General features: G+C 64.6%; 10 protein-coding genes. 5 read left to right on the forward strand and 5 right to left on the reverse strand.

Annotation, left to right across the window (positions count from 1 at the left end; all coding sequences use genetic code 11):
• Window positions 1-4 precede the first annotated feature (4 nt).
• Complete coding sequence (locus ACIP9X_RS07590) at window positions 5-610, reverse strand: acetylxylan esterase (RefSeq protein ID WP_400479114.1); 606 nt, start codon at window positions 608-610, stop codon at window positions 5-7.
• Between the two features lie 270 nt (window positions 611-880).
• Here ACIP9X_RS07590 and ACIP9X_RS07595 point away from each other — a divergent pair, with 270 nt between their 5' ends.
• The 4 genes from ACIP9X_RS07595 to ACIP9X_RS07610 all read left to right on the forward strand — a co-directional run bounded on the left by ACIP9X_RS07595 (window position 881) and on the right by ACIP9X_RS07610 (window position 4,964).
• Window positions 881-1,105, forward strand: a complete 225-nt coding sequence (locus ACIP9X_RS07595) for a hypothetical protein (protein WP_400479115.1) — start codon at window positions 881-883, stop codon at window positions 1,103-1,105.
• Window positions 1,106-1,475: 370 nt separating this feature from the next.
• Window positions 1,476-2,420: a carbohydrate ABC transporter permease gene (locus ACIP9X_RS07600; protein ID WP_400479116.1), complete on the forward strand. Its 945-nt coding sequence runs from the start codon at window positions 1,476-1,478 to the stop codon at window positions 2,418-2,420.
• On the forward strand, window positions 2,410-3,357 hold the full coding sequence (locus ACIP9X_RS07605; RefSeq protein WP_400479117.1) for a carbohydrate ABC transporter permease: 948 nt from the start codon (window positions 2,410-2,412) through the stop codon (window positions 3,355-3,357). Before ACIP9X_RS07600 ends, ACIP9X_RS07605 begins: the two co-directional genes overlap by 11 nt.
• 323 nt (window positions 3,358-3,680) lie before the next feature.
• Window positions 3,681-4,964 (forward strand): ABC transporter substrate-binding protein, encoded by a 1,284-nt coding sequence (locus ACIP9X_RS07610; protein ID WP_400479118.1) that lies wholly within the window; start codon window positions 3,681-3,683, stop codon window positions 4,962-4,964.
• A gap of 161 nt (window positions 4,965-5,125) precedes the next feature.
• Here the strand turns inward: ACIP9X_RS07610 and ACIP9X_RS07615 are convergent, their stop codons facing one another.
• Complete coding sequence (locus ACIP9X_RS07615; protein WP_400479119.1) at window positions 5,126-6,016, reverse strand: LysR family transcriptional regulator; 891 nt, start codon at window positions 6,014-6,016, stop codon at window positions 5,126-5,128.
• A 70-nt stretch (window positions 6,017-6,086) separates the two neighbouring features.
• Here ACIP9X_RS07615 and ACIP9X_RS07620 point away from each other — a divergent pair, with 70 nt between their 5' ends.
• Window positions 6,087-7,073 carry an EamA family transporter gene (locus ACIP9X_RS07620; RefSeq protein WP_400479120.1) on the forward strand — a complete coding sequence of 329 codons (987 nt, stop codon included), beginning with the start codon at window positions 6,087-6,089 and terminating at the stop codon, window positions 7,071-7,073.
• A 12-nt stretch (window positions 7,074-7,085) separates the two neighbouring features.
• Here the strand turns inward: ACIP9X_RS07620 and ACIP9X_RS07625 are convergent, their stop codons facing one another.
• The 3 genes from ACIP9X_RS07625 to ACIP9X_RS07635 form a co-directional block, all read right to left on the reverse strand.
• Window positions 7,086-9,104, reverse strand: a complete 2,019-nt coding sequence (locus ACIP9X_RS07625; RefSeq protein WP_400479121.1) for a beta-galactosidase — start codon at window positions 9,102-9,104, stop codon at window positions 7,086-7,088.
• 59 nt (window positions 9,105-9,163) lie between these two features.
• Window positions 9,164-11,302, reverse strand: a complete 2,139-nt coding sequence (locus tag ACIP9X_RS07630) for a DUF6807 family protein (protein ID WP_400479122.1) — start codon at window positions 11,300-11,302, stop codon at window positions 9,164-9,166.
• 192 nt (window positions 11,303-11,494) lie between these two features.
• Window positions 11,495-12,550 carry a LacI family DNA-binding transcriptional regulator gene (locus tag ACIP9X_RS07635; RefSeq protein ID WP_400479123.1) on the reverse strand — a complete coding sequence of 352 codons (1,056 nt, stop codon included), beginning with the start codon at window positions 12,548-12,550 and terminating at the stop codon, window positions 11,495-11,497.
• Window positions 12,551-12,579: the final 29 nt, after the last annotated feature.

The following is a 12,579-nucleotide window of genomic DNA, read 5'->3' on the forward strand; positions in this document are numbered from 1 at the left end:
TGCCCTATCGCAGGCTTGTTGCTGAAGATGCGAGCGAATTGCGGAGGAAGGCTGCGGCCTCCGCCTGCATTTCCGCCGTAAATTCATGCCGTCCCGGCCAGAACGACCCGCGATAGGCGCCGGACCTGTGAAGGGATCGCAGTGCCAAGTCGGCGCCCAGCACGCCGGACTCCGGGAACAGCTCATCGTCCATCGCGTACTGGACCAGGAAGCTGGCGGCCCCTGGAATTTCCGTGATTTCCGGCCAGTCGCACAAGCTCCACAGTCCCGGTGTCTCGAGCAGCCAGGAGTGCTCGTCCAGATAGGCGGGAAAGAGCGCTTCGAACGTGGTCATCATGCAGGAGACGACGTAACTGCGGACCCGCGGACTGAGGGCAGCCAGCACCAAGGACCGGCCGCCGCCTCCGGAGAACCCCAGGCAGCCAAGGCGGGCCGGGTCGACGCCGGGCAGGGTGGCCAGGATCTCCAGGGCCGCGAGGTCGTCGTGCGCCACTGTTCCGGCGAAGCTCGTGCCGATCAGGCCGGCCGCCTCCGCGATGGTGTCTTCATGGGCGTTCGCCGCGGCATCATAGGCTGCCTCTTCGGAAGGAGCGACGCCGGCCTCCGCCACTGCGCGTGTCTTGCCTCTACCGCTTCCGCAGTCCGCCGCGGGGGAGAGGTGAGGTTGAAGCGGCGGCTTCCCCAGCCGAAAGTGTCGTGGGCCAGGACGGCGAAGCCGCGGCGGGCGAGGTCTGTCGCAAGGGGCCGCCCACCGTAGTGCCGGGTGCGCGAGGCCACCGCTGAAGGATGATTATCCGGCAGGTGCACCAGCCGGTCTGCGCCGCCGAATTTGCTTCCGCCGTGGCAACGCAGCGCCAGCACGCCCGGCAGGAGACGGGCCGTGTCAGCTGGACGGATCAGCCACGCCCTCGTGCGGGGGCCGAAGCCCAACTGCCAGCTGAGCTGGGAGGTGGTGACGCCGTCGTCCGCCTTTTCCCAATCGGTGCTGACCTGGGGAGGAGGGGGCACCGCCGGAACGCCGAGAACCTCAGCGAGCTCCTGGGCCGGGCCGGAATGGCAGGCATGGCGCCCTGCACGCCGGACGTATGCCGGCCAGTCCTCGTAGCCTGGTATAGCGCTGGGCCGCTGGCCTGTAGCTGCACTTCGCACTGCTGCCCCCCTAGGTGAAGAAACGGCGCGGTAATCCCGCAATCCAATATCACTCTGCCCTGGTTTGGCCTGACATGGAAAGCGTTTTCCTAAATCTCCGAAATAATCTGTACATCACCTTGGAAAGCGTTTACCGTAGTACCGAACGCTTCGGAAAGTGATGGAGGGCACACAGCCCGCCTCGCCGGAGGAAGCACGAAACCGCGGCAAGGGCCGGTCCTGGGTTTACCCGGACGAAGTGCCGGCGCGCGAATGGCCACGATGACCAAAGGAGACCACATGGCCGCTCAACACATACCTAAGCCACAGCGAGCGAGGTGCGCGCTGTGAGTGCCATCACCGAACTCACGTCCCTCTCGCGCCGCAAAGGGCGGATGACCGCCGAGGAGAAGAAGGCCAACGGGCGGGACAACAAGGCTGCCTACATCTTCCTGCTGCCGTGGCTGGTGGGACTGGTGGCCATCACCGTCGGACCCATGCTTATGTCGCTGTACCTTTCGTTCACCGACTACAACCTGATCCAGGCCCCCGAGTGGGTGGGCCTGGAGAACTTCCAGCGCATGTTCGGCGATGCCAGGCTGCACAACTCCCTGGGCGTCACGTTCACCTATGTGCTGGTGGGCGTTCCGCTGCAGCTGGCGGTTGCCCTGCTGATCGCACTGGTGCTGGACAAGGGCCTGCGCGGCCTTCCGTTCTACCGGTCCATCTTCTACTTGCCGTCCCTGCTGGGCGGTTCGGTCGCCATCGCCATCCTGTGGAAGCAGATCTTCGGCACCACAGGCCTCGTGAACCAGGTGCTCGCCCTTGGCGGCATTCAAGGACCGGGGTGGATCTCCGACCCGAGCACGGCTCTTGGCTCGATCATCCTGCTCCATGTCTGGACCTTCGGCGCCCCAATGATCATCTTCCTGGCCGGGCTGCGCCAGATCCCGAACATGTACTACGAAGCTGCCGAAGTAGACGGGGCCACCAAGCTCCAGAAGTTCTGGCGCATCACCCTTCCACTGCTGAGCCCCATCATCTTCTTCAACCTGGTCCTGCAGATCATCGGATCATTCCAGTCGTTCACCCAGGCGTTCATCGTCTCAGGCGGCAACGGCGGGCCTTCCGATTCGACCATGTTCTTCACGCTCTACCTCTACCAAAAGGGCTTCGGCCAGTTTGATATGGGATACGCCTCGGCCATGGCCTGGTTCCTGCTGGTCATCATCGGCGCATTCACTGCCATCAACTTCATCGCTGCAAAGTATTGGGTTTTCTATGACGACTAAGCTGGAGACGCTTCCCGCCCCGAGCAACAAAGCCTCGGCCGGCAAGCCAACGAACCCCCGCGGGCCACGCAAGAACCGCGAATCACTCGGCAGCCTTGCCTATAGCCGCAGCGCACGCACCAAGGCGCTTATCAAGCACGCGATCCTGATTGTCACCGGCGGAGTCATGATCTACCCGCTGCTGTGGATGGTCGTTTCCTCGCTGCGCGCCAACGAGCTCATCTTCCGCGAGCCAGGCCTGTGGCTCAACACCCTGGAAATGGGCAACTACACGGACGGATGGTCGGCGCTGACCCACCCGTTCGGCCACTACATGATCAACTCTGCGGTGGTTGTGCTGGGATCGATCCTGGGCAACCTGATCTCCTGCTCGATGGCTGCTTACGCCTTCGCCCGGCTGCAGTTTACGGGGCAGAAGATCTTCTTCGGCATCATGCTGCTCACCATCATGCTTCCGTTCCACGTGGTGATTGTCCCGCAGTACATCCTGTTCTCGCAGATTGGATGGGTGAACACGTTCTGGCCGCTCATCGTGCCGAAGCTCCTGGCCACAGACGCGTTCTTCGTGTTCCTCATGGTCCAGTTCATCCGCGGCATCCCGAAGGAGCTCGATGAAGCAGCCAGGATCGACGGCGCCGGCCACCCGCGGATCTTCCTGCGCGTGATTCTGCCGCTGATGGTTCCCGCGCTGGCCACCACCACCATCTTTACCTTCATCTGGACCTGGAACGACTTCTTCGGGGCGCTGATCTACCTGACGGATCCTGACATGTTCACCGTTCCGGTCGCACTCAGGGCCTTTGTGGATTCGCAGTCCGCCACCAGCTGGGGCTCGCTGTTCGCGATGTCGATCGTTTCCCTCCTGCCTGTGTTCCTGGTCTTCCTATTTGGGCAGAGGTTCCTCATCAAGGGAATCGCCACGACCGGCATCAAGTAGGGCGCGAACGGACACTTATGGCCCCGCGCCGGGCGCGAACGGGCACTTGAGGCCCCTGCGCCGGGCGCGAACGGACACTTATGGCCCCGCGCCATGCGCGAACGGACACTTGAGGCCCCGCGCCCGGACCAAGGGGCTCCGGGTAGAAACCGAAGTTAGTACTTGTAACACAAGATAGCTACTTGTAGAATTAGTTGGAAAGCGTTTTCCTTACCTTTTAAGATCAAAGAAGATCGGAGCGAACTGTGCAACTGTTCTCCAAGCCGGCCCCTGACGCCGATGCCGGCCGGCCCAAGGTATCAAAAACTTCCGCCCCGCGAAGGATGCGTAAGGCGGGAGCGGTTGCTGCGGCAGCCGCCGTCGTCCTGGCCCTCAGCGCCTGCGGCGGGGGATCCCCCGCCCAGAGCTCCGATGGAACGGTTGAGCTCCGGTTCTCCTGGTGGGGCAGTGACAAGCGTGCACAGGTGACGCAGGAAGCCATCAAGGCCTTCGAAGCGGAGAACCCGAACATCAAGATCAAGCCGGAGTACGGCGACTGGAGCGGTTACTGGGACAAGCTGGCCACCCAGGTGGCTGCGAACGACGCCCCCGACATCATCCAGATGGATGAGAAGTACATTACCGAATACTCGAGCCGTGGAGCGCTGCTCGATCTCTCGAAGTACGAGATTGATACCTCCAAACTCGATGAGGCCACCTTGAAGGCAGGCCAGAGTGACGACGGCCTGACCGGCATCCCGGCCGGCATTAACGCAGCCACCATCCTTGCGAACCCGGCCGTGTTCAAGGCCGCCGGTGTGGAGCTCCCGGACGACGCCACCTGGACCTGGGAAGACTTCGAACGGATCTCCGCCGAAGTGACGGCGAAGTCCCCGAAGGGTACCTATGGCGCAGCGGCCTACGGCACTGATGAGGCATCCCTCGGAGTGTGGCTCAGGCAGAACGGAAAGTCCCTTTACACGGAGGACGGCAAGCTGGGCTTTGAGCCGGCGGACATTGCCAACTGGTGGGGCTTCCTCAAGCAGATGAGTGAAGGAAAGGCTGTTCCTTCGGCGTCGGAGGTTGTTGAAGCAGAAGCAGCACCCCTGGACCAGAGCGGTCTCGCGACGGGTAAGAATGGACTCGCCTTCTGGTGGTCGAACCAGCTTCCTGCCCTGGAAAAGGCCGCAGGATCTGAACTCAAGATTCTGAGGTTCCCGACAAAGACGGGTTCCGCCGCGGACGCCGGGCTCTGGTACAAGGCCTCGCAGTTCTGGTCGGCCTCTTCCAGGACCAAGCACCCGGAGGAAGTGGCCAAGTTCATCAATTTCCTTGCTAATGACGTCAAGGCCGGCGAAGCGCTCCTCGCCGACCGCGGTGTCTACCCGAACACCGATGTGCGCGAGGCAATCTCCTCGAAGCTGACCCCTGCAGACGTCAAGGTTGTGAAGTTCATCGACCAGATCAAGAACGAACTGGGCGAAGCTCCCGCCCCGCCGCCGAAGGGCGCAGGTGCAATCCAGGAGATCATCAAGCGCTACACGTCGGAAGTGCTGTTCAACAGGCTCTCGACTGACGAAGCCGGCAAGAAAGCCGTGGATGAGATGTCGGCAGCCATCAGCAGTTAGCAGTCAGCTCCGCCCGTCCGCAAAGGACTTCCATTATTCGCTTCGGACTTTGACTTCCGACGGCGGCAGGGCAGACAGCGCCTCCGATCCGGACCCGATGTGGTTCGGATTGGGGGCGCCTTTGCGCGCCCGCTTGATGTGCCGGTTTGGACACATTGCCCTTAGCTCGGGCCATGTCCTGCCGCCTGCGGCGTAGCGTCAGCGTCAAATGCCTCACGGGCCAGCCGGATAAAATCTGCGACGAGGACGGAAGGACCGTGGCGCTGGAAGGCAAGGAACACCGAAATCGGCGGGGCGTCCCGGACGGGCCGGTACGTGATTCCAGGTCTTGGATTTTGTGCTGCCGTGGCCTCTGAGGACATGCCGATGGCTTGACCGGTGGAGATTAGGGTCAACCATTCGTCCACGCCATGCACGAGCCGCTCCGCGGCTGGCCGGGATCCGGCGGACCAGAGATCGTCGCTCGTGGTTCCTGTGCGGTGGTCTACGGCAATCGTTCGGCCGGCGAAGTCGGCCATGCGGAGAAAGCGTTTCCGGGCCAGTGCATCCTCCTTGGCTACGGCAGCGAAGCGCGCTTCCGTTCCAAGAAGTGCGGAAGCGAAGCGGTTGTCATTCAGGGGGCGCCTCATCACGGCAAGCTGGACAGAGCCGTTCGACAGGCCGCCCGATGGGGCGTCCGACTGCACCCAGACCAGACGGACGCCCGGGTGGGTCGCTTCCCACTTCCGTTGCAGCGCCACAGTCCGGCGGCCGAGCGCTGACCATGCATAGCTCACCCTGAATTCAACGCCCTGGTCCAGGGCTTCCCTCTCAAGAAGCGCGACGTCGTCAAGGACTCGTCGTGCGTGCTCGATGATTCGTTCTCCGGCGGCAGTCGGGGTGATGTTGCGGGTTGTCCTCTCCAGAATGCGCAGCCCAAGAACCCGCTCAAGGGCTGCGACGGACCGGGAGACTGCGGCCTGGGATGTTCCGAGATCGATGGCTGCGTCTGTAAATGTCTGGGCGTCCACCACGGCCACCAGCGCGCGTAGATACCGCAACTCGATATTCATACGCCCATCGTATAGAACGACCATTCGGCGCATTTTTCAGTCCAGCGTTTTGCCCGGAGACTTTGGGCTTATGGAAGTTTCTTCAGTGCAGGGTGGGGGCGAGGGCCGCGGCCACTCCGGCGCCGTTCGGGAAAAGACATCGGTAGTGCGCGGCGTGCTGACCATGACGGGCAGCGCGGTCAGCAACCAGATCGGCGCAGGGATTGGCGCCCACGCATTTCCGACGATCGGACCGGCAGGGGTTGTCGCCGTACGGCAGCTTGTGGCCGCCGTGGTGCTTCTTTCCGTTGCGCTGCCACCCTTCCGTCGGTTCACGTGGCGGCAGTGGTGGCCGGTCCTCCTGCTGGGAACGGCCACCGCCTTGATGAACATCTGCCTCTATATGGCGATAGACCGGATCGGGCTGGGCCTGGCCGTCACACTGGAATTCCTCGGGCCGCTGGCGGTGGCGTTGCTGGCGTCCAGGAGCCGGTGGGACTTGCTGTGCGGGCTGAGCGCAGGCGCCGGCGTGTTCATTCTGGTCATGCCGGGGCCCAGCAGCGACTTCGCAGGCATTGCCTTCGCCCTGGCCGCTGCCGCATGCTGGGCGGCGTACATCTTACTCAACAGGGTTGCCGGGCAAAGGCTGCCCGGCCTGCAGGCACCGGCTGCGGCGACGGTGATCTCGCTGGTCTTTTACCTGCCCGTGGCCGTCCACCTCATCCTGCAGGGCTTGTTGGCCGGTTCGGCGCTTCTTTGCGCCGTTACGGCTGGAGTCCTTTGCTCGGTGGTTCCTTACGCCGCCGACCTCGTGGCATTGCGGCACGTTCCGGCCGGCCTCTTCGGTGTCTTCATGAGCATCAACCACATCTTCGCAGCGCTCTCCGGAACCGTAGTCTTAAGCCAGGTCCTGGAACTCCATGAATGGGCGGGCATGGTCCTGATCGTTGCCACCAATGCCGCGGCCATATGGGTGGCAGGACGCAGGACGAAGGCTGCCACATGGAAGCACGGAAGTGCGGTCGCGCAGCAGCCATCCGGCCTTGGGCGTGGGGATCAGAAAATGGCCGAGAGGTAAGGGGTCGCCACCTCACTGCTCAGCAATCACAGCAACCCGGCCCGCGGAAACCGTCCCCGTGAACGGCGCACCGGAGAGCAGCTCAGTCCCTGCAACGCGGCGGACCGAAGCGTCCGCCCCCGAATGGTTGATGGCGAAAACGAAACTGCTCCCATCCGCGGCACGGCGGCGGGTCAGCTCCACTCCGAAATCAGCATCCGCCACAGGCTCAATGGCAGATTCCGCCAGAAGCCGGTCAACAAGCCTTTCGATCCCGTCCCGATCCGGGAACGTGGCCAGATAATAAGCAGCGCCCTGGCCAACCGCCCGGCGCGTCAGGGAGGGCACGCCTTCGAGGGGAAACTCGGTGAAGGTGTTCAAGGCCTCGGCCCCGGCAAGATGCACGTGCTCGCTCCAAACGGAACCGGTGCCGCCGTCGTTCAGTTTTACTGATTCCCCGGCCAGCAGCGGATGGAACTCCTCAACGCTGATCCCAAGAAGCTCCCGGAAGGCGCCCGGGTAGCCGCCGAGTCGGATGTGGTCGTTCTCGTCCACGATGCCGCTGAAGTATGTGACGAGTACTGTCGCTCCGGCCTCAGCTGCCAAGGCAATGGCACCGGCGGAGGCGTCGGTGACGTTGTACAGCGTGCAGACCAGCACCAGCCCGTAACCGTCCAGCGGCGCGGAGGGGTGCACAAAATCCACCGTGATTCCGCGGAAGTACAGGGACCGGTGGAGCGCCCTCAGGAGGTCAAGGTATCTGACGTCCTCGCTGGGGTGGGAATCCAGCTCGCTGGCCCACCATGCCTCGTAATCGAACACGATCGCCACCCGGGACTGCACCCTGGTTCCACGGACAGGGCCAAGGCTGCGGAGCGCGGCACCGAGTTCTAAAACCTCCCGCCACACCCGCGTCTCGCGGCCGCCGTGGGGCACCATGGCTGAGTGGAATTTCTCGGCTCCGGCGAAGCTTTGCCTCCACTGGAAGAACATCACCGCATCGGCACCCCGGGCAACATGCGCCAGTGAGTTCCGGATCATTTCCCCCGGCATCTTCGGCCGGTTGCGCGGCTGCCAGTTAACGGCCGACGTCGAATGTTCCATGAGGATCCACGGCTCCCCGCCGGCAATACCCCTGGTCAGGTCCGCGCTGAAAGCCAGCTCGATGTGCCGCTCCGGATCGGCTGCGGCAAGGTAATGGTCATTGGCGATCACGTCCAGGTCGTTTGCCCAGTCGAAGTAGTCCATGGACTTCGTGCCGCTGGAAACCATGAGGTTGGTGGTGGCGGGAACATCCGGCGTCACCTCCCGGATCACCTGCAGCAGGCTCCGGTAGTAGTCCAGCAGCGCCCAGGAGCTGAACCGCTGGAAATCCAGGAGATGCGTGGGATTGAGGGTGGTCGGGGCGGCACCCGGCGGAATGATTTCCTCGAACGAGGCATAGTGCTGGGACCAGAACGCCGTTCCCCAGGCCTCATTCAACGTCTCGATGCTGCCGTAGCGCCGCTCGAGCCAGCGCCGGAACGCCGCGGCGTCCTCCGGGCCGTAAAACTCCGAAACGTGGCACCCCAGCTCGTTGTCCACGTGCCACAGCGCCAGTGACGGGTGGTCCTTGTACCGTTCGGCCAGCTTCCGGGTAATGCCGGCAGCGTAGCGGCGGTAAACAGCGGACGACGGCGAGTAGTGCCGCCGGGAGCCGCGTTCCAGGACGGTGCCCTCCGCCGTCACCGGCAAAACCTCCGGATGCTTCCGTACGAGCCACGCCGGGGGAGCGGCCGTTGCGGTGGCCAGGGCCACCCTGATGCCTGCGCCAGTCAGGTTGTCCAGCACCTCATCCAGCCAGGCAAAGTCGTATTCGCCTTCGCGGGGCTCCAGGAGCGCCCAGGAAAAGATCCCGACGCTGAGCAGGTTGACCCCTGCTTCCTTCATGAGGCTGGGATCCTCCAGCCGGACGTCGGCCGGCCACTGTTCGGGGTTGTAGTCCCCTCCGAACGCGAGGCCGGGGCCGCTGTTCCATGCCGGGCTCGGGACGGGGTGCTCTGGATCGGGCATGGGACTCCTTGATGGGGACAGGCCTGGGGGGTAGGCCGCAGTGGACAGGGGGGCCGAGCTTACGCTGACGCCACGAGGGATTCGACGGCGGCCGGGGACAGCTGTCCGTCGCATACCCACACGCTCAGGCTGCGGCTGAGAGATTCCCCGGCCTTCAGTGCCACCGGTTTATCCCAAGCCAGCGCGGACCCTACGGCTGGGTACCCGGAGCAGCGGACGAACCAGGGGTCGGCTGCCTCGGCCGGAGCGCGGAACACCAGCGTTGCGGTCTGTCCGGCGCGGATGCCGGGGACTTCACCAAAGTCGGCTGTCCATGCCAGCCACGGCGCGACGGAGCCGTGAACGGCAGGTTCCCCTTCGGCGTCGGACGTGAAGATGCGGGCCCCGCCGCAGGCCGGAAGCCTCCAGAAAAAACCGCCGTAGCCGCTGCCCGCGGCCCCGTTGGAGCCGGGACTGCCCAGCGAAACATCGACGACGGCGGTCAGCTCGGTGCGCAGGTCCAGTCGCCAGACGCGCTCACCGAGGATCACGCTGCCAAGGGTCCGCAGTTCGGTCAGCAGGGGCTGCCCGTCGGCGCCGAGCCACCGGAGCTGCCGGGCGTCGTGTCCGGAGCCGGATGCTCCAGCGCGGACAGCGCTATGGCCACCGGAGGCGGTGTCCGTCCCGGCGCTCACGTCCTCCACGGCTGCAGGAAGCAGCTCAATCCGGCCATGGTCCGGCCGGGAAACGTAGGTTCCGGCCTCTCTGGTGTACGTCTTCCCGCCCCAGAAGTTGTTGCCATTGACGTCCGGGAGGGCAAACCCAGCGCCGAGATGCCAAGGATGATCGGCGGGCAGATGGTCGGTGACTGCGACCCCGTCGAGCGTGGTGACGGGGTGAAGATAGGGGCGCGGGGACAGCTCAGGATTGAGACGGGCGCCGGTGCGCTGGACGGCCAGTGGCCGCCGGCCGCCGTCGAACAGCCCTTCGGCGTCGGCAGGATCTGCCGGCCGCGCCCACGGCAAGCCCAGCTCCCTGAATGTTGCGTGCGCACGGGTGGCCCGCTCCAGCGCGTCCTCGATACCCGGCACCACCGCATGGGCAGCGTCACCGGTCCCTTCCCAGGACACGTGGGCGGGGCCAATCAGTGCCGGTGGCTCGGCAGTGCGGACGGCCTCGAGCACTCGCATGAACGCTCCGGAATCATCCAGGGCGCTGCTGAGCCCTGTGCCCTCCGCGAGGTGGTCCAGCAGGTTTTCCGTGAGGTCATCGCGGCCAAAGACCCGGGACTGTTCGCCGTCGGCAGTGCTGACGTGCAGGCGGTCCTGGGTGTAGTGGAATACGGCGGTTCCCTCCGTGCCCTGCAGGGTGATGTACGGCTCCACCGCCTCCGAGGCGCATAGCGTCAGGGCACACGTAATGGGCAGTCCGGCGGCGGTGCGGATCCGGATGACGGAAGTGTCGTCCGCCTCGATGTAGTTCGCGCGGTAAAGGTCCGTCTCCACCGAAGCCACATCCTCCAGGGTACGGGCACCCGCGATACGCAGGGCAGTGGCGATGGCATGGGCCAGGGGATTCGTGGCCACGCCATCCACCACGTCCACGCCGTCAAGGCTGCGCTTGCCTGCCCAGCGTGAGCGCTTGTAGTACGCGCGGTCCCGCACCCAGCGCCCCGTTGCTCCGATTCCCTGCAGGGTGCCGATGGCCCCGCTTTCGAGGAGTTTGTCGATGGCCGCCAGTGCCTGCGAGCCGAGGCTTTGGAAACCGACTTGGACGCTGCGCCCGGATGCCTCCGCGGCCTCCTGCAACCGCCGGAAGTCAGCCAGCGATGCCACCGGGGGCTTCTCCAGGTAGAGGTCTGCACCGGAAGCCAGGGTGGCCAGCGCCAGCGGGGCGTGGGTCTGGATGGGAGTGGCGACGATTACAACATCGGGGCTGTGATTGCCGGCGAGGAGGGATTCCAGGTCCGGATGGACGGCGGTGCTGTCCGGCAGCGCACACGCGCCCGGCGGATTCGGATCAGCTACGGCCACCAGTTCCACCGCCCCCGCCTGCTGCAGCCGGTCCAGGTTTTTCAGGTGCTGGGCCCCGAAGCCGTGCACGCCGATCAGTGCCACCCGTGCGGGACCGCGGCGGGTATCGGGTGAAGCGGCAGCGGCCTCCGAGGAAGCCGCAGTGCTGGAAATACCCGTCCTGGGCTGTGCGGAGGCGGTGTCCATGGTGCTCCTGTCCGGCGCTGCAGATGCTCGACGCCATCGTCAAACTGTTCCGGGATTCGTCTGCGTCTTAGGTTCGGCAAGCGCTTTCCCATTTTCATCTTTTGCCAGTGTACGCCCTTCCGCCGGCCCATTTAAAGGCTTCGAGGCGGATTCTGTCAGCGGGCTCTGGCCTACGCCGCGTCGAAGAAACTGCTAACCGCGCGCCAGCCCGTGGTTCTGTGCCGGCGCGCGCGCGGCGGAGCCTGCCGTGCTTTGCCTCACCACCAATTCCGGCTTGAACACGACCGCCCGGTGCTGCGGTTGCTGTGCGTTCAGTTCCTCCGACAGCAGTTCAATGGCCGTCCTGCCAATCGCCTCGGTGGGCTGCCGGATGGAGGACAGCGGTACGACGGCGGATACGGCAAAGTCGATGTCGTCGTAGCCGATCAGGGCCACATCTTCCGGAATCCGCACGTTATTGAGCATGGTCAGTGATTGCATGACACCCAGCGCCAAGAGATCGTTGGCGCAAAAAATGCCGTCCGGCATTTCGGCGGCATGCCGTTCCACGAGGCTGTTTCCCAGCACGCGTCCCGCAAGCACGGACTGCCCGTCGGAGTCGAGCACTTCCAGGGTCGCGCCGTGTACCTCGGCAACGGCGCGGCGGGCGCCGACGAGGCGGTCGCCCACCTGGCGGATCGACAGCGGGCCGCCCACAAAAGCAAGCTTCCGGCGCCCGAGGTCGAGGAGGTGGCGTGCGGCAAGGTAACCGCCGGCGTCGTCATCCACAGAGACCGAGCTGAAACGGTTTTCATCAGCGAGGCGGTCCACCAGGACGGTCGGGACGCCGCGCTGCCGCAGTGCCTCCAGCCTGTCGGCCACATCTCCCACGGGCGAGATGAGCAGTCCCTGGACCCGCTGTTCCTGAAAAAGGTCGATGTAGTGCGATTCGCGGTCCGCATCGTGCCCGCTGTCGCCCAGCAGGACAGCGCTGCCGGTCAACGCCGCCGCGTCCTCCGCCGCCCGCACCAGGGCCGTGAAGAACGGGTTGCCGACGTCGAGGACGACGACGCCGATGGTCCGGCTGTGCCCTGCCCGCAGCTGCCGCGCCGCATCGTTGCGGACGAAGCCGAGCTCATCGATCGCCTTCAGCACCCTCTCTTTTGTGCGCTCAGAGACGCGGTCGGGGTTGTTGAGGACGTTGGAGACCGTTCCCACGGCCACCTGGGCGTGGTTGGCGACGTCCTTGATGCTGGCTGCCCGCGACATTTAGCTGGTCCTCCGAAAGATCATTTGCC

Source organism: Arthrobacter sp. NPDC093125, assembly GCF_044754225.1.
Taxonomy (GTDB): domain Bacteria; phylum Actinomycetota; class Actinomycetes; order Actinomycetales; family Micrococcaceae; genus Arthrobacter.